At 55.4% G+C, this 18,851-nt stretch carries 22 protein-coding genes and 1 pseudogene; 10 read left to right on the top strand and 13 right to left on the bottom strand.

Annotated features, from left to right (window positions below; all coding sequences use genetic code 11):
- From J122_RS17325 to J122_RS17300, 6 genes are all read right to left on the bottom strand, one after another.
- Positions 1-1,122: a sulfate/molybdate ABC transporter ATP-binding protein gene (locus tag J122_RS17325; RefSeq protein WP_061333387.1), complete on the bottom strand. Its 1,122-nt coding sequence runs from the start codon at positions 1,120-1,122 to the stop codon at positions 1-3.
- A gap of 1 nt (position 1,123) precedes the next feature.
- Positions 1,124-1,981: a sulfate ABC transporter permease subunit CysW gene (gene cysW / locus J122_RS17320; protein WP_061333386.1), complete on the bottom strand. Its 858-nt coding sequence runs from the start codon at positions 1,979-1,981 to the stop codon at positions 1,124-1,126.
- Entirely contained in the window at positions 1,982-2,854 is an 873-nt protein-coding gene (cysT, locus tag J122_RS17315; RefSeq protein WP_058091040.1) for a sulfate/thiosulfate ABC transporter permease CysT, read from the bottom strand.
- A 9-nt stretch (positions 2,855-2,863) separates the two neighbouring features.
- Complete coding sequence (cysP, locus tag J122_RS17310) at positions 2,864-3,868, bottom strand: thiosulfate ABC transporter substrate-binding protein CysP (protein ID WP_061333385.1); 1,005 nt, start codon at positions 3,866-3,868, stop codon at positions 2,864-2,866.
- Positions 3,869-3,990: 122 nt separating this feature from the next.
- Positions 3,991-4,959, bottom strand: a complete 969-nt coding sequence (locus tag J122_RS17305; RefSeq protein WP_061333384.1) for a beta-ketoacyl-ACP synthase III — start codon at positions 4,957-4,959, stop codon at positions 3,991-3,993.
- Between the two features lie 131 nt (positions 4,960-5,090).
- A complete protein-coding gene (locus J122_RS17300; protein ID WP_061333383.1) occupies positions 5,091-6,146 on the bottom strand; it encodes an NAD(P)-dependent alcohol dehydrogenase in 1,056 nt (351 codons plus the stop codon).
- Between the two features lie 177 nt (positions 6,147-6,323).
- Here J122_RS17300 and J122_RS17295 point away from each other — a divergent pair, with 177 nt between their 5' ends.
- Positions 6,324-7,025, top strand: a complete 702-nt coding sequence (locus tag J122_RS17295) for a hypothetical protein (RefSeq protein ID WP_061333382.1) — start codon at positions 6,324-6,326, stop codon at positions 7,023-7,025.
- On the opposite strand, the gene J122_RS17290 is transcribed toward J122_RS17295, so the two are convergent.
- A complete protein-coding gene (locus J122_RS17290; RefSeq protein WP_061333413.1) occupies positions 7,022-7,303 on the bottom strand; it encodes a YebG family protein in 282 nt (93 codons plus the stop codon). The genes J122_RS17295 and J122_RS17290 overlap by 4 nt on opposite strands.
- A gap of 155 nt (positions 7,304-7,458) precedes the next feature.
- Here J122_RS17290 and J122_RS17285 point away from each other — a divergent pair, with 155 nt between their 5' ends.
- Together J122_RS17285 and J122_RS17280 are read left to right on the top strand one after the other, a co-directional pair.
- Positions 7,459-8,922, top strand: coding sequence for a malate:quinone oxidoreductase (locus J122_RS17285; protein ID WP_061333381.1), 1,464 nt, complete (start codon positions 7,459-7,461; stop codon positions 8,920-8,922).
- Between the two features lie 21 nt (positions 8,923-8,943).
- Positions 8,944-9,405, top strand: coding sequence for a methyltransferase family protein (locus J122_RS17280; RefSeq protein WP_156471777.1), 462 nt, complete (start codon positions 8,944-8,946; stop codon positions 9,403-9,405).
- 10 nt (positions 9,406-9,415) lie between these two features.
- Here the strand turns inward: J122_RS17280 and J122_RS17275 are convergent, their stop codons facing one another.
- Positions 9,416-10,330 (bottom strand): pirin family protein, encoded by a 915-nt coding sequence (locus J122_RS17275; protein ID WP_061333380.1) that lies wholly within the window; start codon positions 10,328-10,330, stop codon positions 9,416-9,418.
- 211 nt (positions 10,331-10,541) lie between these two features.
- Positions 10,542-10,715 (bottom strand): annotated as a pseudogene (locus tag J122_RS17270) (hydrolase); the annotation flags it as partial.
- Positions 10,716-10,727: 12 nt separating this feature from the next.
- Here J122_RS17270 and J122_RS17265 point away from each other — a divergent pair.
- Both J122_RS17265 and J122_RS17260 read left to right on the top strand, forming a co-directional pair.
- The gene (locus J122_RS17265) at positions 10,728-11,648 is read left to right on the top strand and encodes a LysR substrate-binding domain-containing protein (RefSeq protein WP_061333378.1); all 921 of its coding nucleotides are present in this window, start codon (positions 10,728-10,730) and stop codon (positions 11,646-11,648) included.
- A gap of 73 nt (positions 11,649-11,721) precedes the next feature.
- Entirely contained in the window at positions 11,722-13,440 is a 1,719-nt protein-coding gene (locus tag J122_RS17260; protein WP_061333377.1) for a protein adenylyltransferase SelO family protein, read from the top strand.
- On the opposite strand, the gene J122_RS17255 is transcribed toward J122_RS17260, so the two are convergent.
- A complete protein-coding gene (locus tag J122_RS17255; protein WP_061333376.1) occupies positions 13,435-14,334 on the bottom strand; it encodes a LysR family transcriptional regulator in 900 nt (299 codons plus the stop codon). The two genes, J122_RS17260 and J122_RS17255, sit on opposite strands and share 6 nt — an antisense overlap.
- Before the next feature lie 89 nt (positions 14,335-14,423).
- On the opposite strand from J122_RS17255, the gene J122_RS17250 reads away from it, so the two are divergent.
- The 3 genes from J122_RS17250 to J122_RS17240 all read left to right on the top strand — a co-directional run bounded on the left by J122_RS17250 (position 14,424) and on the right by J122_RS17240 (position 16,284).
- A complete protein-coding gene (locus J122_RS17250) occupies positions 14,424-15,173 on the top strand; it encodes an NAD(P)H-dependent oxidoreductase (protein ID WP_061333375.1) in 750 nt (249 codons plus the stop codon).
- 84 nt (positions 15,174-15,257) lie between these two features.
- A complete protein-coding gene (locus J122_RS28065; protein ID WP_227510262.1) occupies positions 15,258-15,572 on the top strand; it encodes a type II CAAX prenyl endopeptidase Rce1 family protein in 315 nt (104 codons plus the stop codon).
- Between the two features lie 304 nt (positions 15,573-15,876).
- The gene (locus J122_RS17240; RefSeq protein ID WP_061333373.1) at positions 15,877-16,284 is read left to right on the top strand and encodes a RidA family protein; all 408 of its coding nucleotides are present in this window, start codon (positions 15,877-15,879) and stop codon (positions 16,282-16,284) included.
- 78 nt (positions 16,285-16,362) lie between these two features.
- Here J122_RS17240 and J122_RS17235 read toward each other — a convergent pair whose 3' ends face one another.
- Complete coding sequence (locus J122_RS17235; protein WP_061333372.1) at positions 16,363-17,085, bottom strand: SDR family oxidoreductase; 723 nt, start codon at positions 17,083-17,085, stop codon at positions 16,363-16,365.
- 60 nt (positions 17,086-17,145) lie between these two features.
- Between J122_RS17235 and J122_RS17230 the strand changes: the two genes are divergently transcribed.
- Positions 17,146-17,817 (top strand): AraC family transcriptional regulator, encoded by a 672-nt coding sequence (locus J122_RS17230; RefSeq protein WP_082780629.1) that lies wholly within the window; start codon positions 17,146-17,148, stop codon positions 17,815-17,817.
- A gap of 110 nt (positions 17,818-17,927) precedes the next feature.
- Positions 17,928-18,176 carry a YdcH family protein gene (locus J122_RS17225; RefSeq protein WP_061333371.1) on the top strand — a complete coding sequence of 83 codons (249 nt, stop codon included), beginning with the start codon at positions 17,928-17,930 and terminating at the stop codon, positions 18,174-18,176.
- Between the two features lie 72 nt (positions 18,177-18,248).
- On the opposite strand, the gene J122_RS17220 is transcribed toward J122_RS17225, so the two are convergent.
- Positions 18,249-18,698, bottom strand: coding sequence for a 2Fe-2S iron-sulfur cluster-binding protein (locus J122_RS17220; RefSeq protein WP_061333370.1), 450 nt, complete (start codon positions 18,696-18,698; stop codon positions 18,249-18,251).
- Positions 18,699-18,727: 29 nt separating this feature from the next.
- On the bottom strand, positions 18,728-18,851 hold a 124-nt coding region (locus tag J122_RS22550; RefSeq protein WP_227510266.1), incomplete at its 5' end, for an ATP-binding protein.

Raw genomic sequence — 18,851 nt, 5'->3', positions numbered from 1 at the left:
TTACATATTACTGGCGTTAGCCGCTGTGGTATAAGCCCAGTCGACGGATCGTGGCTGGGCACTATCGGCAACGAACAGGTGGCCGATGTCTGGCACCGCGTACCACAGTTCACCCCGGCTTGGGTTGTGGCGGGCGAATTCGTTGTGGCTCATGCCAACTTCCCAGATCTCGTCACTGTTCCAGCCCACCGGCACAAGCTCTATCCGCACTTCCGAGCCAATCAGACTGATGGCTTCGATGCGCAGCGGTAAACGGGCGTGAATCGCTGGCGCCCGGGCAAGGTGGACCTCATGGGGGCGCAAGTACAGCTGGGCTTCCTGGTCAGACTTCTGCCCGGGCAGAGACACCCAGGCATCCCCCTGAACCAGCTTATGATTTTTCACGAGGCCGGAGATCACATTGACATGGCCCAGGAAGTCGAACACAAACCGACTTTCGGGCCGTGCATACAGATCGGTAGGTTCGTTGACCTGTTCCACCTGTCCCTGGCTCATGACCACCACCTGATCGGACAGCTCCAGGGCTTCTTCCTGGTCGTGGGTGACAAAGATGCTGGTGAAATGAAACTCGTCATGCAGCGCCCGTAACCAGCGACGCAGGTCTTTGCGCACTTTCGCATCAAGCGCGCCAAAGGGCTCGTCCAGCAGCAGTATACGGGGCTGAGTGGCCAGGGCCCTGGCCAGGGCGACCCGTTGCTTCTGGCCACCGGACAATTGCGCCGGATATCGGTCGGCCAGTTGCGGCAACTGGATCATCTCCAGCAGTTTGGCCACCCGCTGACGTATTTCGGATTTTGTCGGCCGCTGTTTGCGGGGCAGGGACTCCAGGCCGAATGCAATATTCTCTGCCACGGTAAGGTGACGGAACAGGGCGTAGTGCTGAAACACGAAGCCAATATTACGATCCCGAACGTGTAGGTTGCTGACGTCATCGCCGCCAAACAGGATTCGGCCGGAGTCCGAAGATTCAAGCCCGGCAATAATCCGCAGCAGAGTGGTTTTGCCCGAGCCGGATGGCCCAAGAAGCGCAGTCAGTTTACCTTCAGGAATCTCCAGAGAGACGTCTTTCAGCGCCTGGAAACGGCCGAAGGTTTTGGAAATCTGGTCGATAGTGATGCTCATATCAGACACCTCCTTTCTCGGGCGTCAGGATCGTTGGGCGGGATTGGCGCCACTCTACAAAGGCTTTAACGACTAACGTCAGGATGGCAATAGTTGCCAGCAGGGCGGCACTGGCGAAGGCGCCTACCACGTTATAATCTTGATAAAGCAGTTCAACATGAAGCGGTAAGGTATTGGTTTCACCGCGAATATTTCCTGAAACAACAGACACGGCACCGAATTCACCCACGGCGCGGGCATTGGTCAGTACGACGCCGTAGATCAGCGCCCACTTGATGTTAGGCAGGGTAATCTTCCGGAAAATACGCCAGCCAGAGGCGCCCAGAACGACGCCGGCTTCTTCTTCCTCACTGCCTTGCTGTTGCATCAGCGGGATCAGCTCGCGGGCAACGAACGGGCAGGTCACAAACACGGTGACCATGACAATGCCCGGCCAGGCAAACATCAACTGGACATCGTGGGTGGCCAGCCAGCCGCCGAGCCAACCGTTCCGGCCGTAAAGCAACAGATACAGCAAGCCGGCGATGACCGGCGACACGGCAAATGGAATATCGATCAGGGTCACCAGCAGTTTCCGGCCCGGAAACCGGAACCGGGTAACGGCCCAGGCGAGGGCAGTACCGAAGATGAGATTGAGTGGCACCGTCAGTGCAGCAACCAGCAAGGTCAGGCCGATGGCGTGCAGGGTGAACTGGTCCAGCACGTTACCGGTAAAGGTGCTCCAGCCGGCACTCAGGGCCTGGAAGAAAATGACCACCACCGGAATCACCAGCAGAACAAGCGACACCAGAACCGCAGTACCAATGAGCAGGCGGCGCACCCAGGGTTGATCGCCTACGCGATGATGTTCAGCTGCCATCTATCGACCCTCCAGGCGGCGCAGGTATCGGCCCTGCCAGAGGTTGATGGCAAATAGCAGTACCAGTGAAGCCAACAGAACAACCGAGGCAATGGCACTGGCCGCAGCATAGTCGTACTCCTGCAAACGGATAAATACCATCAGGCTGGTGACTTCGCTGACGTAGGGGGTATTGCCGGCAATGAATATGATGGCGCCAAATTCACCCAGGCTGCGGGTGAAGGAGAGCGCAATGCCAGTGACCAGTGCAGGCCACAACGACGGAAAGATGACCTTGCGGAACACCCGGCCGTCGGAGGCACCGAGGCTGACGGCGGCTTCTTCATCGGCTGGCGACAATTCCTCGAGTACCGGCTGCACAGTGCGCACCACAAAGGGAATGCTCGTAAAGGCCATGGCAACGACAATGCCAAGTGGAGTGAACGCCACTTCAATGCCCAGCTTGGCCAGCCATTGGCCGTACCAGCCGTTTTGGGCAAACAGGGTGGCCAGCGTGATGCCGGCAACGGCGGTAGGCAGCGCAAACGGCAGGTCGACAAAGGCATCCAGTATACGCTTGCCCGGGAAGTCATAACGCACCAGAACCCAAGCCAATAACAAGCCAAAGACACCGTTAAACAGCGATGCGGCCAGAGCCGTCCATAACGTCACCTTGTAGGATTCAACCACCCGGGGATCGGTGATGGTGAACCAGAACTGATCCCAGGTCATGCCGGATGTTTCCACCACCAGGCCAGATAACGGGAGCAATAAAACCAGGCTGACGAAAAACAGCGAAATGCCGAGGCTCAAACCGAACCCCGGCAATACCCGTTTGCTACGACCTGAAAAGCGCCGCGCTGGGGCGGCGCTCACTTGAGCGGGAGCAGACATCTCAGCCTCTTACCGACGCCGTTGTAACTGGTCGAGTTTGCCACCGCTGCTGAAATGCTTGCTCATGGCGTTTTCCCAGCCGCCAGCAATCTCATCGATGGATTTCAACTTCAGCTCACGGAAACGGTCTGCGTTTTCCTCGATAACCTTTTGGTTATGGACCCGGTAGTTGAACCCGGCCAGCAAGCGCTGGGAATCTTCAGAATACAGATGGCTCAGGTACTCTTTTGCCAGTTCTTCAGTCCCGTTCTGGCGGGTGTAATCATCAATCCAGGTCACAGGAAACTCGGCAAGGAAACTGACCTTAGGGGTGACTACTTCATATTCGCCGTTCTCGAAACGATCGGCGATGTTCAGGACCTCGGATTCAAAGGTCAGCAGCACATCGCCAATGCCGCGTTCAACAAAGGTGGTGGTGGCGCCACGGCCGCCGCTGTCGAAGACTCTAACCTGGCCAAGCATACTGGCCATGAACTGGTCGATTTTTGCCTCATCGTCACCATAGGCATCCTGGGCATAACCAAGAGCAGCCAGATAGGTATAACGACCATTACCGGATGTTTTCGGATTAGGCATGACCAGGGCAACATCTTCGCGAACCAGGTCATCCCAGTTCTGGATATTCTTCGGGTTGTCCTTGCGCACCAGGAACGCCATGGTGGAGTAGTAGGGGGAGCTGTTGTTTGGCAAACGCTCTGCCCAGTTTTCCGGGATCAGTTGACCGCGTTCGTGCAGGATGTCGATATCGGTAACCTGGTTAAAGGTGGCTACGTCTGCCTTGAGGCCCTGAATGATGGCTTGCGCCTGGCGGGAGGAGCCAGCGTGGGACTGACGAATGTTGACCGTTTCACCGGTTTTTTCCTGCCAGTGCTTCTGGAACTCCACGTTGTAGGCCGCGAACAGTTCCCGGGCGATATCGTAGGAGGTGTTGAGAAGCTCTCTGTCAGCGGCCAGTGCAGGCTGGGCGGAAAGCAGGGCGGCGCCCAGTGCAAATCCTTTAAGCAGTTGTTTCATCAGACGCTCCTCAGAACCGGAAATAGTGAATCTGAGAAGCAATCTAACAAAGTTTTTTAAGAACCAAAAATACTAAAAGAAAATAATAATAGCGCTTTCGGGAATGAGGGCGCCGTCCCTGATCAGTATTTCAGCAATGCGGAGCCCCAGGTGAACCCTCCGCCGAAGGCCTCCAGCAGAACGGTTTCACCCCGTTTGATACGTCCATCCCGAACGGCCTCATCCAGCGCCAGAGGAATGGACGCTGCGGAGGTGTTGCCATGACGATTAACGGTCACCACAACCTGGTCCATGGACATATCCAGTTTTCGGGCCGTGGCGGCAATGATGCGCAGGTTTGCCTGATGCGGTACCAGCCAGTCGATGTCGGATTTGCGCATCTGGTTGGCCTGCAGGGTTTCATCCACAATCTGCCCAAGGGTGTTTACGGCAACCTTGAACACCTCGTTGCCTTTCATTTCTACAAACGCATTGCCTGCCTTGATGGCATCGAAGTGGTTAGATACGCCGCAAGGAACGTGCAGCAGATCCTCGTAGCGGCCATCGGCGTGGAGGTGAGTGGACAGAATTCCGGTTTCTTCGTTGGCCTCAAGAATTACCGCACCGGCACCATCACCGAACAGGATGCAGGTGCCCCGGTCTTCCCAATTGATGATTCTGGAGAACACCTCAGCGCCGATGACCAGTGCCTTCTTACTGGTGCCGGTTTTTATGAACTTCTCAGCGGTTGCCAGGGCATAGACAAAGCCGCTGCATACCGCCTGGATATCAAAGGCCGGGCAACCCTGAATACCAAGCCTGGCCTGGAGAATACAGGCACAGCTCGGAAAAACCTTATCCGGGGTGGTGGTAGCAAAAACAATAAGGTCAATATCCGTTACCTCAATGCCGGCGGCTTCGATGGCCCGCAGTGTGGCTTGCTCTGCCAGATCCACAGTGGACTGGCCGGGCAGGGCTATGTGACGTTGTTCAATGCCGGTGCGCTCGCGAATCCATTGGTCAGAGGTGTCCACCTTCTGCTCCAGGTCGCGATTGGTAACGATGTTGTCCGGCAGGTAGGAGCCGGTTCCGGCAATGCGTGCAAAAGTCATGCGCTGTGTCCAGGGTCGATTACGATAACAATAGACCCATGCTAACCCTTTGCAACCGGAATGGTTATTAGCGGATTGTCAAAGACCACCCGGGCGACACAATGCCAGCCCGGGGTGTTAACGGGTGGTAATCAGCCTTGCTTGAGCGTGTCCATATCGATCACGAAGCGGTACTTCACGTCGCTCTTTTTCAGTCGCTCGTAGGCTTCATTGATGTTGCGGATGTCCAGCATTTCAACGTCACAGGTAATGTTGTGTTCCGCACAGAAATCCAGCATTTCCTGGGTTTCCGGCATACCGCCGATCAGCGAACCGGCAACCACCCGCCGCTTGGTTACCAATAGTCCCGCCTGGAGTGCGGGCTCCACAGGCGTCAGCAGCCCTACCAGAATATGGGTGCCATCGTATTTCAGGCACTTCAGGTAAGGGTTGAGATCGTGGGCCACGGGAATGGTGTCGAGCAGGAAGTCGAAGGAATCCGCAGCGGCCTTCATCTGCGCCTTGTCTGTGGAAATGATGACGTGGTCAGCACCCTGCTTCTTCGCCTCCGCCACTTTGCTTTCTGAACGGGTGAAGATGGTGACTTCCGCCCCCATGGCCTTGGCCAGCTTCACACCCATGTGGCCCAGGCCTCCCATACCAAGAACGCCCACTTTGTGGCCCTTGCCGACTTTGAAGTGCTTAAGCGGGGAGTAAGTGGTGATACCGGCACAAAGCAGCGGTGCAGCGCTGGCGGGGTCCAGGTTTTCCGGCACACGTACCACGAAACGATCGCTTACCACGATGTTCTCGGAGTAACCGCCATGGGTGACGGTGCCATCGTGGCGATCCAGGCTGCCGTACGTCATGGTGGAGCCTTCAATACAGTATTGCTCCAGCCCCGAATCGCAGGCAGAACAGGTGCGGCAGCTATCAACCATGCAGCCTACGCCCACCAGATCACCGGGCTGGTAGCGGGTAACATCCTGGCCTACGGCAGTGACACGGCCAATGATTTCGTGGCCAGGAACAACGGGATACTGGGATCCGCCCCAGTCGTTCTCGACGGTATGCAGGTCACTGTGGCAAACGCCGCAGTAATCAATTTCAATGGCGACATCGTCTGGTCTCAGCGCGCGCCGGTCAAAGGAGTAGGGCGCCATGCCGGAAGTAGGGCTTGTGGCAGCGTATGCGCGGGTATTTGCCATTAGAAACTCCTTGCTGAATGGTAGTCCGTGGTACGGGAGTTGTTACGTTAACATCGATTTTCAGACCAGTGTACGAACAAAAACCTTGAGAGAAATACGGTTTTCCCACCCGGCTCACATTTCCGAGGTGGCTGAACCTTTAACTTACACGATTTACTTTATGGTGAGAGGGGCTTCATGTCAGTGCGGTTGCAGGGTGCCAGTCAGTCAATCATTGTTATGGGCGTTGTCGCTCTCTGGTTTCTCTCGTTAACACCCGCTCATGGTATGACATCGGCACAACAGGCCCGCGTTCATCAGCTGGAAGCCGGGTTCCGTGACGCCGCCCAGCACGACAAGGTATGGACCAACACCTGGGCTGGCATTTACGGCGGCGCAGCCGTGGCTTATGGCGCGGTTTCCCGAAATGCATCAGATGCGGATGACCGGTTTGATGCCCGGGTGTCTGCCGTCAAATCGGTATTGGCGCTGGGCAATCTCTACCTGAACCCCCAACCCCATCGCCCTGCGTTAAAAAAGTATAGAGCGGCTGCGGCGTCAGCCTCTGATGACGCCGAGCACTTGAAACTGGCAGAAGCGCTGAGGGAAGAGCTGGCCCGACAGGAGCGTGGCCGGCAAGGCCTGAATGCCAGAATGCTGCCGTTTGCGGTGAATCTGGCAGCAGGTCTAACCATTGGCGTGATTGATGACCGCCCGGAAGACGGTGCCATTAACTTTGCCGTAGGCATGTTGGTCAACGAAGTTGCTATACGCACCCAGCCTGACTCCATGGCGGGGTACGGCAAACCAGTGACAGTAAACATTGGTCCGCAGCCGTTGGAAGTCGCCTACCAGTGGATTGTCACACCGGCCAGTGTTGGCCTGGGCATTCGTTTCTAGTCAGCCGGAGTCTCGGCTTCAGCCAGGATCTCCGGCTTCTTCAGTGCCTTCTGGAACAGATCCTTGTTCTCGGCAATCAGCAAGGCGCATTGCTCCGCCAGTTGCTCAGGCATGTCAGGGATCTTCTTCTCAAACCAGAGCTGGATATTCTCCGAGAGCTCAAGCATTTTATCGCGGGCATCAGCTTCAGCTTTGGAAGTGAAAAGCATCGAGTCGGGATTCTTGAGTGCCATTTCGAGTCCGTCGCGGTCTGAGTAGAACAAAGATTGAACAGCCATTAAGAAGATTCCTCGCTGTTTATGGATGACTGTATAAATATACAGGCCCATAGTATCCTATTCTGATGTCGTTATCGAGCCTTCTGGAATTATGTTAGGTTCTGCGGAAGATACTTCAGTTAAAGACATTCAAACGGACACTGGCGGCTATCTCTATGAAAGTAACCATCATCGGCGCAGGCATTATGGGGACGACGTTTGCCATCCTGGTAAAGGAACTGGCCCCGGAACTGGATGTAACTATTTTGGAGCGCCTGGAGCGGGCGGGTGCCGGTAACTCCTGGGCATTCAATAATGCCGGCACCGGTCACGAAGCCAACTGTGAGCTTAACTACACGCCGGTGGACGAAGAGGTAATTTCCGTTGAGAAGGCCCTGAAAATTCACGCCCAGTTTAACGTTGCCAAACAGTTCTGGGCCTACCTGGTTGATAAAGGCGCTATTAAAGAACCGACCAGCTTCATCAACCAGACCAAGCATTGCACCATCGTATCTGAATCCTCCATCGAGGAGTTGAAACTGCGATTCAAAGAAATGTCGGCCCATCATTTCTTCGAGCATATGCGGTACTCCGAAGACTTCGATGAAATTAAAAGCTGGATTCCCTTCACCATGGAAGGCCGCGCACGCGATGAGAAAATGGCCGCTACCGTTATCGAAACCGGCACAGACGTCAACTTTGGCGCCTTGACTGAGCTAATGGCTGAGTACGCTGTGAATCACCTGGGTGTAAAGATCGAATATGGCGTGCATGTTAAGCGAGTGCATCGCAGCCCGGCAGGGAGCTGGCTGGTGGAAACCCAAACCCGGGGCGCGCCACTACAACACCGCGCTGACGTTCTGTTTGTCGGTGCCGGTGGCGGAGCCTTCCCGATTCTGAAGAAAAGCCACCTGCCGTTCGCCCGCCGGTTTACAGGGTTTCCCGTAGGCGGGCGATTTCTGCAAGCCAGGATCACCCCGGAACAGGCGGATCAATACCGGGCCAAAACCTATGGCAAAGCTGAGGTCGGGGCCCCGCCGATGTCGGTTCCGCATCTGGATTTACGGGTGGCCGACGGCCAGCACTACCTTTTGTTCGGCCCGTTTGCCTCGTTTAAACCCGTCCTGGAGAAAGGCAGGGGCTTTGTCGATTACCTCCGGGCCATGCGGCTGCATGACATTCCAGGGCTGCTGAATGTCGCCCTTGAGCACTTCCCGCTAGTGAAATATCTGATCTCCGAAACCTTCAAAGGCGACAAAAGCATGCTGGAGGCCCTCGACAAGTTTGCCCCAGGCCTGAGCAAGAAGTTTGACTGGAAACCGATAGAGGCCGGGCAGCGGGTTCAGATCATCAAGGACGGCGACCTTCAGATGGGGACAGAGATTATCGTGTCTTCCGATAAAACCTACGGCACCATTCTGGGGGCATCCCCAGGCGCTTCAGTATCACCGGAGGCGATGCTTCGGGCGCTTGAGCAGTTAATGCCAGGTATCGTTGACAACGAAGACGCCAAAACGAAACTGAAAGCCATGTTTCCGGAGGATAATCTGGACACGCTGATCAACAACCCGGAACGATATCGGGAAGTGCGGGATGCTGCCAACAAATCCCTTGGCATCACATCAAAACTGTCCGGTTAAAAAGTTGGAAAGGAACGACAAGTGAAAGCGCTCGAGCTAAAGGTTCCACCGGTTATCCTGACGCTACTCTTCGGGGCTGCCATGTGGGCAGTTTCCCGGGTGCTGCCTTCCGGGTACTTCGCGTTTCCAGGAAAGGTTCTGCTGTTTGCCGTTGTTTTGATTGCCGGTATTGTCATCGCACTAATGGGCGTTCTCGCTTTCAGGCGCGCCGGTACCACGGTAGACCCACGTACGCCCCACAAGACGAACAGCCTGGTGGTCAATGGCGTGTATCGCCATACCAGAAACCCCATGTATGTGGGGTTCCTGATGATTCTGGCAGCCTGGTGGTTATATCTCGGCAGCGTATTCGCTGCGTTATTGCTTCCGCTCTATGTACTGTATATGAACCGTTTCCAGATCAAGCCTGAGGAGCGTCATATGCGGGACCTTTTTGGTGACCAGTTCAATCAGTACGCGGAGAGGGTTCGGCGCTGGTTGTAAGAACGCCCCGCTAGCCCGGAAGAGGGATATACTCATCCTCATCGCCAGGAACGGAGGGAAATCGGCTGTTTTCCCAATCACGTTTAGCCTCTTCAATTCTTTCCTTACGACTGGAAACGAAGTTCCATTCGATAAACCGTTTACCAAGGGGCTCGCCACCAATCAGTGCGAGCCGCGTTTCCTCCAAGGCTTCAACGATGACGCCTTGCTGCTCTGACAGAACGGCCATGGAGAACTCGGGAATCTCTGTTTCGCCTGCCAGAAGTCGTCCCTTCGCCACATAGAGACCGCGTTCCTGGGAGTCCGGCAAGGTAAGCTTTTGGCCAGGCTTCAGCCAGGCCTCTATATACAGGGTGTCGGCAAACACCTTCACCGGTGAGGTCTCACCATAGGCAGTCCCCATCATCACACGAACTGGCACATCACCTACCGACACGGAGGGCACTGTGCTCTCCGGGTAGTGGTAAAAGGCGGGATCGGTTTCTTCTTCCGCCTCAGGCAACGCCAGCCACAGCTGCAAGCCATGGAGTGTGTGATCAGTTGCGGTAATCTCCGGGCGTTCCCGTTCCGAATGCACAATACCATGCCCGGCCACCATCAGATTGATATCGCCCGGGCGGATGGGTTGCAGGCTCCCGAGGGAATCGCGATGCAGTATTTCGCCTTCAAACAGGTAAGTGACCGTAGCGATACCAATATGCGGGTGAGGGCGCACATTGATACCATCCCCCGCGGGAAAATGTGCAGGGCCCATGTGATCAAAGAAAATCCAGGGCCCGATCATTTTTTGGCCCACCACCGGAAGTACCCGCCGCACTGAAAAGCCGCCGAGGTCTCGTTCTCGAGGTTGCAGGAGTTGAACCAGAGCGCCGCATTCTTTGGTAATTGGGCAGTCGAATTCGGTTTGTGGTGAGAGATTGCTCATTTGGGCTCCAGATCTGACGGAGAGGCAGGTTTATGTAAGAAGATTGGTTCCAGGTGTAGGCTCTGTCAACTGAAGAACCCCGCACCCAAGCGCTTTGGCTGCGAGGTTTGACCGCATTATCCCTGCTGGGCGCCGTAGCTTTGCATCAGGTTGGCATAATGGGGCAGGTGCTTGGCCAGGATGCCGCCAAAACCTTCGATGTCATTGCGCCAGTCACCAGGATGGTCGGGATATCAAAGAACTTGGCAATGTCTGCCAGCGCCAGCACATTGTTCTTGAAGTCGTCTGGCGAGAAAGCCCAAACCAGCGACAACAGGCCGGACTGTTGGTCTACCATCAGCAGAGCCACATCATCCTTGTTCAAACGATTGTATTTAAACGCCATATCCATTCTCCTATGCAGGATCTCAACGACCTCTTTTACTTCGTCAAGGTGGTGGACCACGGTGGCTTTGCGCCGGCGGGAAGGGCGCTTGGCGTGCCCAAATCCAAACTGAGCCGTCGAATCGCGATGCTGGAGGACCGCCTGGACACCCGGTTGATCAATCGCTCTACACGACGCTTTACCATCACAGAGCTGGGACAGGAGTATTACCGTCACTGTGTTGCCATGTTGGTGGAGGCCGAGGCCGCTCAGGAGGTGATAGATCGATCGCGGGCGGAGCCCAGAGGGGTAATCCGGATGAGCTGCCCTCCAGGCTTGATCTATTTTCATGTTGGCCAGCTGTTAGTGCGCTTTATGGCCAAATACCCGGAGGTGAAAGTCGAGATTGACGCTACCAGCCGCCGGGTGGATGTCCTGAAAGAGGGGTTGGACCTGGCGCTACGGGTCCGATTTCCTCCGTTGGAAGACAGCGGGCTTACCATGAAGGTGCTGTCAAAAAGCCCGCAATGTCTGATGGCTTCCAGGGATTTCTTCAACCATTACACCAAACCTGAAAATCCGGATGAGCTGGCAAATCTGCCGAGCCTGGATTTTGAACAATCCGACGGCAAACACATCTGGTGCCTGGATGGACCGGGTGGCGCCACGGCGCAGGTACGGCATTCGCCCAGGCTTGTCACTGACGATGTGTTTACACTCAGACAGGCGGCCCTGGAGGGCTTGGGAGTAGTGCGTATGCCGTTGATTGTAGGTGGTCGGGACCTGGTTGAGGGACGATTAATCAATGTGCTACCGGGTTGGCAGCCAAGGGGTGGAATACTTCATGCGGTATTTCCGTCCCGCAGGGGATTGTTGCCTGCGGTCAGGGCACTGTTGGACTTCCTCGGAGATTCAATGGATGAGGTGGATTTTCCACTGATGGAGCAGTCGTGACGTTCTGCTTGCGAAGAGTTACACCCTCTGTCAGCGTTGTTTCTCAGGCCCAATCCACGTATCAGGAGTCTTTATGGTCAAGCGACCGCTACCGCGTAATAATGCCCCGATGATCACGAACCTAAACGATCTCGCAGCGTTGGCGGACTTCTCGCTCATGGACACCCTCAACTGTGATCCTGAGGGAAAAGCGACTGGTGATGACCATGCGCCCCGGCAGGTGTTTTCGGGACACTATGTTCCGGTCAGCCCCACGCCCATTGAAACCCCGGAATACGTGGCGCATGGCAAGAGTCTGTTTCGCGAACTGAGCTTCGCAGACAGCCTGGCGCAGTCAGATGACTTTGTGCGGATGTTCTCGGGCGATTTAACCAGTGTTCCGGAGCCTCTGCGCAGAACCGGCTGGGCGTGTGGCTACGCACTGTCAATCTACGGCACCGAGTTCTACCAGCAATGCCCGTTTCAGACTGGCAACGGTTACGGCGACGGACGCGCCATTTCCGTGCTTGAGGCCGTCATCAACGGCCAGCGCTGGGAAATGCAGCTCAAAGGGGGAGGGCGCACACCCTACTGCCGTGGCGCAGACGGCCGGGCCGTTCTTCGCTCCAGTGTTCGTGAGTTCCTGGCTCAGGAACACATGCACGCGCTGGGCGTTCCCACGTCACGGTCTTTGAGTCTGTACGTGTCCAAAACCGAGAAAGTTCGGCGCCCTTGGTATTCAGAGGGCTCGGGCTCGATTGACCCGGATGTGCTGGTATCTGAGCACGTAGCCATCTCCACCCGCGTTGCACCGTCGTTTATCCGGGTAGGGCAACTCGAACTCTTCGGGCGCCGAGCCCGTAAGAACGAACACCCTAAGGCCATGGAAGAACTCGAAAAGATCGTCTTGCACCTGATCGATCGTGAGTACGATGGCCTTATCGACCAGACATTACCCACCGCCGAAAAGGTCGTGTTGCTTGCCCGTGAGTTCCGCAGCCGCCTGACGTCGCTGGTGGCGAACTGGATTCGCGTTGGCTACTGCCAGGGCAACTTCAACAGCGACAACTGTGCAGCCGGTGGATTCACCCTCGACTATGGTCCGTTCGGATTCATCGATCTATTCAACCCGCAATACCAGCCTTGGACCGGCGGCGGGCAGCACTTCTCATTCCTCAACCAACCCGCAGCGGCAGAACGTAATTTCCATTCGTTCTGCACGGCGTTGCGGCCGTTGTTAGAGGCATATCCGGATAGTTTGCGGCAACTGGACGAACTCGAGGGCGGTTTTCCCCAGGTGATGCAAGCGCAATTGGAAAAGATGTGGGCCGCCAAACTTGGGCTGGATGCGTTCGACGAGGGCTTGTTCCGGAAGCTCGCAACCTTGATGGTGCACACGCCCGTCGATTACACCATGTTCTTCCGTGAGCTTTCAGCAGTGCCTGACGATGTCGAATCACTTCAGAAAAGCTTCTACAGAAACCTGGCGGGTGCTACGAACCCGGAGGGTCTGGAACAACGCTGGTCAACATGGCTCGCAAACTGGAGATCGCTCACTGGGTCTGTTGACCGTGAGGTGCTTTCCCGCCAGATGAAACTCGTCAACCCGAAGTACAGTTTGCGGGAGTGGTTCGTTGTGCCTTCCTATCAGCAAGCGGCAGAAGGAAATTACGAGTTGCTGCGAGAACTGCAGGGCATTATGACCCAGCCATATGCCGAGCAATCGAAAGACGTGGAGAACAAATACTACCGGCTGAAGCCGCTTGAACTTTTCAGGGTTGGTGGTACGTCACACTACAGTTGTTCGTCATGACCTAGAGTGCTCTTCAAGCCGCTGTCGAATGTACTCGCCAATCTCTTGCGTGAACACTCTTATCCGGTTGGTGCGCCTCAAATCGGAATGGGTAAGTAACCAAAGCGGAACGGAGAGCTCCGGTATCGGATCTGTTAATCGACGTAGCCTGGGGTCTGCTTCTCCCAGGTAGCAGGGCAGCACGGCCAGGCACGGTCCATGATGTAATGCCGTTTGCATGCCCAGCATGGAGTCAACGCGGTAGTGACACCGTTGGTCCAGCTCATGCTGCGTCATCCAGGCCTCCAGAGTGCTGTCGCCCATATGAGCGTCCGGGCCAATCCATTGGTGTTCCGTTAATGAGTTCAGCGGAATGGGCGTGTCGTGCCAGTACTGTTTCTGGCCATAGATCGCCTGCCGAATAGAACCAACCCTCCGCCCAACAAGCGTCTCAGGTGGGTTCCGGGTAGGGCGAATGGCAATATCCGCTTCCCGTTTACTCAGGCTGTGAACCTGATTCGAAACCACAACCTCTAATTCAATTTCAGGGTAGTTAACACGAAAGTCAGCCAGTGCCGGTGCCAGCAAGCCAGTATATAGGGTATCAGTGGTGGTTAGCCGAACACTGCCCGAGAGCTTTAGATCCTGCCCGGCGAGTCTGCGCTCTGCGCCAAGAATATCGGCTTCTACCCGCCTTGCAACCGCAGCGAGGTCTTCTCCCGCAGAATTCGGTGTATAGCCAGTGCGTGATCGCTCAAACAGTGCCACGCCAAGTCGTTTTTCCATGTCAGTAAGGCGCCTAAACACCGTGGCATGGCTGATACCCAGTCTTCGACCAGCGCCCGAGAGGCTGCCAGTGTCGGCAATGGCCCATACCATCTGAAGATCGTCCCAACGGATAGACTGTTCATTCATGCAAATACAGTTCTCGCATTTAGATAATTCATGTGTGTGTGCGAACAGCATAGACTAACTCGAAATACCTTCAACTGGAGAAACGGGTTATGAATGTATTGGTGGTACTGGCTCATCCGGAGCGAGCATCGTTCAATGGCGGCCTTGCCGATATTGCAGAGAAACGCCTTCAGAATGAGGGGCATTCGGTGGACATAGACGATCTATACGGGGAAGAATTTGATCCGGTTGAACGTGCCGATCACTATCCCGATAGGTTTGATCCTGATTACTTTGCGCCGTTAAATGAACAACGAGCTCACTATGAAGGGAAACGGTTACCTGCTGAAGTTCAGCGGGAGATCACTCGGCTCGAATGGGCGGACCTGGTGATATTTCAATTCCCTTTGTGGTGGCACGCCCAACCGGCGATCTTGAAAGGTTGGTTCGACCGGGTTTTGGTCTATGGGGGGCTGTATTCCGGCAGCCGGCGATACAACAGAGGCCATTTCAGGGGCAAGAAGGCGATTTGTTCTGTTACAACCGGTTCTCCGGAAAAGGCATTTATGCCCTTTGGTCGGGCCGGGAATATGGTGGAATGGCTGTGGCCCATTCATTCGTCGCTCTATTACGTGGGATTTGATGTGCTGGCACCCCAGGTAAGCTATGGAATTCAAGGCGGTGGTATTCGGTATCAGGATGAAAGCACGTTCAGAAATCAGCTGGAGCAGAAAAAACGCGCCTGGGCGGAACGGCTACCTCTGCTTTCTCGCGAGCCCTCGATTCCGTTTACTGGCTGGGATGATTGGGATGAGGCAGGAGTGCTCAAACAAAGCCATGTGATGCGCTGGCGGCTCTGACCGGCAAGTTCTAAATTCGTCGGCCGAGACAGGGTCACGCGGGAGTGCGCCTCTGGTATTCTGCCACCCAATTAAATTGAGGAAGTGCTCATCCGGTGGGGGCTGATGACAACCCTTGTGTGGCTAGCTTGGCGCGTTCTTCAACGAGGAAAAGGGGCTCCATCCAGCACCGTAGTTTGGCTCGGTATTGGGATAAGCGCATTGCTGTTCGGAGTATCCCACGTTCCTTCCGTTGTTGCCGCTGTGGGTAGCGTTCCCCTGACAATCGTCGCGTACATCACCCTCGGAAATGCCCTTTTCGGGCTGGTTGCCGGCATTCTCTTCTGGCGTTATGGGTTGGAGGCTGCCATTACCGCACATGTGCTAGCGCACGTTATCGCATACGCCATTCATGGCTGAAGGTCACTGCAAGGAGGCTGTTGGTGGCTACTGTCATACTGAAAAGTGCTGGCGCTCAGAAGTGAAGAGAGAATTTAATCAGAGATGTTTGGGTCAACTTCCTGTCAGTGAGGTTGACCTCCATCTCCAGTTCGGTCCACTTGTCCAGGAAGCTCTTGAGAAAAGGCAGAACCACTATCCGGCCGTATGCCTCCGTAACTGATATGCGCAGGGTGCCTGTAGGCTGAGGCAGGTCCTGACGAATGTCGGCTTCAGGTTCCTCCAGGTCTTGTAAAATTATTATTTTGAAAAACGAGGAAAGATCATGTCAGATGCAATCGTTCGCCTTAATCCCCCAACATTGCCAAATGCAGGAGAGATGGGCTACTCCCAAATCTCCATAGTAGAGCCCGGCCGCATGGCTTTCGTCTCCGGCCAAGTAGCCTGGCAACCTGGTGGTGAGCCTGTTCCAGATGACCTCGCGGAACAAATGAAATTAGTTTCGAAGAATGCCCGGGCTGCCTTGGATGCCCTGCATGCCAAACCTGAGCATGTGGTAATGGCCCGAATCTATGTCACTGATCTTACGAGTGAAAGGTTAGAGAAGCTTATGCCTGCATTTATAGAAACGTTTGAGGGCGCACAGCCCTGTGTAACGGGTATTGGAGTTCAGGCCCTCGCAGCGCCTGAGTTTCAAGTTGAAATGGAATTGATCGTGCGAATCCCCGATTAGAATAAAGGCGCACAGAACCACCCTCCGTAGGATTCTGTGCCCAACAAACACCACTAATTACTCAGCATCAATTGAGCGTCATGCCGGACTCGCGGTCGGTCGAACAACAATATCGCTGGTATCCACATCGTCAGGCTGGTCGATAACATGGGCGATGGCCTTTGCTATGGCATCGGGCTTCAGAGCGATTTCGCGGAAACTCCTCATCGCTTCGGCAGTGCCGGCATCAGTAATGGTATCGGCCAGTTCCGATTCGACTACGCCAGGGTAGACACAGGTAACACGGAGGTTGTTGTGTTCCTGGCGCAGGCCGTCAGAGATCGCCCTCACCGCATACTTGGTCGTGCAATAAACGGCGGCGGTTGGAACAACGTAAAGCCCTCCTATCGAGGAGATGTTGATAACCTGACCGCAGCGCTGAGACTGCATGGTAGGTAGTACGGCTGCGATCCCGTGAAGCACGCCGCGGATGTTGACGTCGATCATGCGGTCCCATTCGTCAATCTTGATCGCAGCCAACGGCGAGAGCGGCATGACACCGGCATTGTTGATGATAACGTCGATACGACCATAAAGCGCCAGCGCTGCATCGGCGAAGGATTTGACGTCTTCGGCTTGGGTAACATCCAGCGGGCGATACTCCACGCTGCCGCCCTCAGAGCGTAAATCATGGGCCAACGCCGCGAGCCGCTCAGTGCGGCGAGCGCCAATAACCAGCCGATGCCCCTGTTTTGACAGAAGTCTTGCTGTGGCCTCGCCAATACCGCTGCTGGCACCAGTTAGAAGAATAACTTTGCTCATAAAAGAATCTCCGTATGGTTTTATTGGAGCGCGCTTGGCTCAGGGACTGGCTGACGATCTATGAGATTTACCAAGGGCGCTCTGTTAGCGGTTTCGATTCGACTCAACATGGCGACGGTGGCAGAACTGGTCACCATGGTGGGGCACGGGGAGGCCCGTTCCAACGACTCGCCGCAGTGTATGTTCTCAACTCCTCTTAAAATGACTATGGCGAACGCAACTGTACGGCTGCTTGAGGCGCTTCGCTCTCCCGAGGAGGCACAGGTCCTGGCGCCCAGCATCGTGCGCGAGATCTGCTACAGGGTTTTGGTTGATGAACAGGGTGGGGCAGTACGAACGGCCCTGGCCCAACAAGGCCAGTTTGGCAGAATCGCCAAGGCGCTAAACCGTATTCACGCCGATTTCGCAGAGCCTCTGGAGGTTGGTCGGCTGGCCAACGAAGTCGGTATGAGCACATCAGTATTTCACGTGCACTTCAAGGCGGTGACGCAAACCAGCCCTCTGCAGTACATCAAGTCCACCCGGTTGCACCATGCTCGCATGATGATGATAAGGGATGGCTTGCCTGCAGCGGCCACCGCTATGCGGGTGGGCTACGAAAGCCCTTCGCAGTTCAGCCGCGAGTTCAAACGCTTCTTTGGGCGTCCACCTGGTGAGGAGGTGCGTGAGATGAAGGCCTTGTTAACGCTGCTTCCGCCAGAACGGATCGAAGCCCTGGCAGTGCCGCATTGAGAGGAACTCACTCAGCGAGTGTCGCCAATGGTGAATTACCATCAATGAGTGTTCTCTGAATCAAGTACTACACTCTTCTCTACAGTCCCACCAATAAGGAGTCAGGACCGATGGGCATTTCGAACCATGAGCTTCACCATGAATTTCCTCAACACAGTGACCTGATAGACCGGCTATCCGAACAAGACGCCCATTTCAAACAGCAACTCAAAGAGTATGCCAAGCTGGATAAGGAAATTTATGCGCTTGAACGGCGAGATGTTCCGGTATCGGACGAAAGTTTTACCCGAATGAAATCAGAACGCGCCCATCTCAAGGACCAGCTTTACAACGCCCTGTTGAAAGCAGCCGACGATTGACCGTCTGGTATTCCAGTTCTCCGGTCATCGCCGACCTTGAGGGCACCCCCCGATAGGTTCGGGGAAAGGGGGTCAAATATCGATCTGGACGTCCTCACTCATTGGCACTGCGCAGCAGGTCAATACTTCGCCTTTGCCTGGCATTATCACCGGGCTTCGCTGATAGTGCACGGCGCCAGAGACCAGTCGGGTGGCGCAAGCACCGCATTTGCCCGAGCGGCAGTTGTAGTTCGGTTTCAGGCCCGCGGCTTCGGCAGTTTCCAGGAGTGTACCACTTTGATGGGTCCATTCAGCTTGGACGCCTGAGCGGGCAAACCTGATATTTGCGCGATCAGGAAGTACCACAGTCGGGGTTATTTCCTCGGATTCACCGAGGTCTCCAGCACCGAAAAATTCATAATGGATATGCGAGCGGTCTACCCCGATTTCACGCAATCCTGAATAAAGTGCGTAAACCGCTGAAGGTTGCCACCCATTCCATGTGAAGCCTGCCACCCGGACCGGAGCAAGGCTGCCACCCATCGGAGCGTAGCGACGCGGGGTTTCTCTTCTTACTCCGAAGTCTCGGTGGCCGTCAACTTTGCCTGTTGTTTTCGCATGGATTCGCCCCGCAGGTTGATCTTGTAGGCGTTGTGTACGAGCCGATCCAGAATGGCGTCTGCCAGAGTGGCGTCA

It is taken from the genome of Marinobacter excellens LAMA 842 (genome assembly GCF_001574445.1).
Classification (GTDB): Bacteria; Pseudomonadota; Gammaproteobacteria; order Pseudomonadales; family Oleiphilaceae; genus Marinobacter; species Marinobacter shengliensis.
Note: the sequence above shows the minus strand (reverse complement) of the source record. Positions and strands in the feature narration are given on the sequence as shown.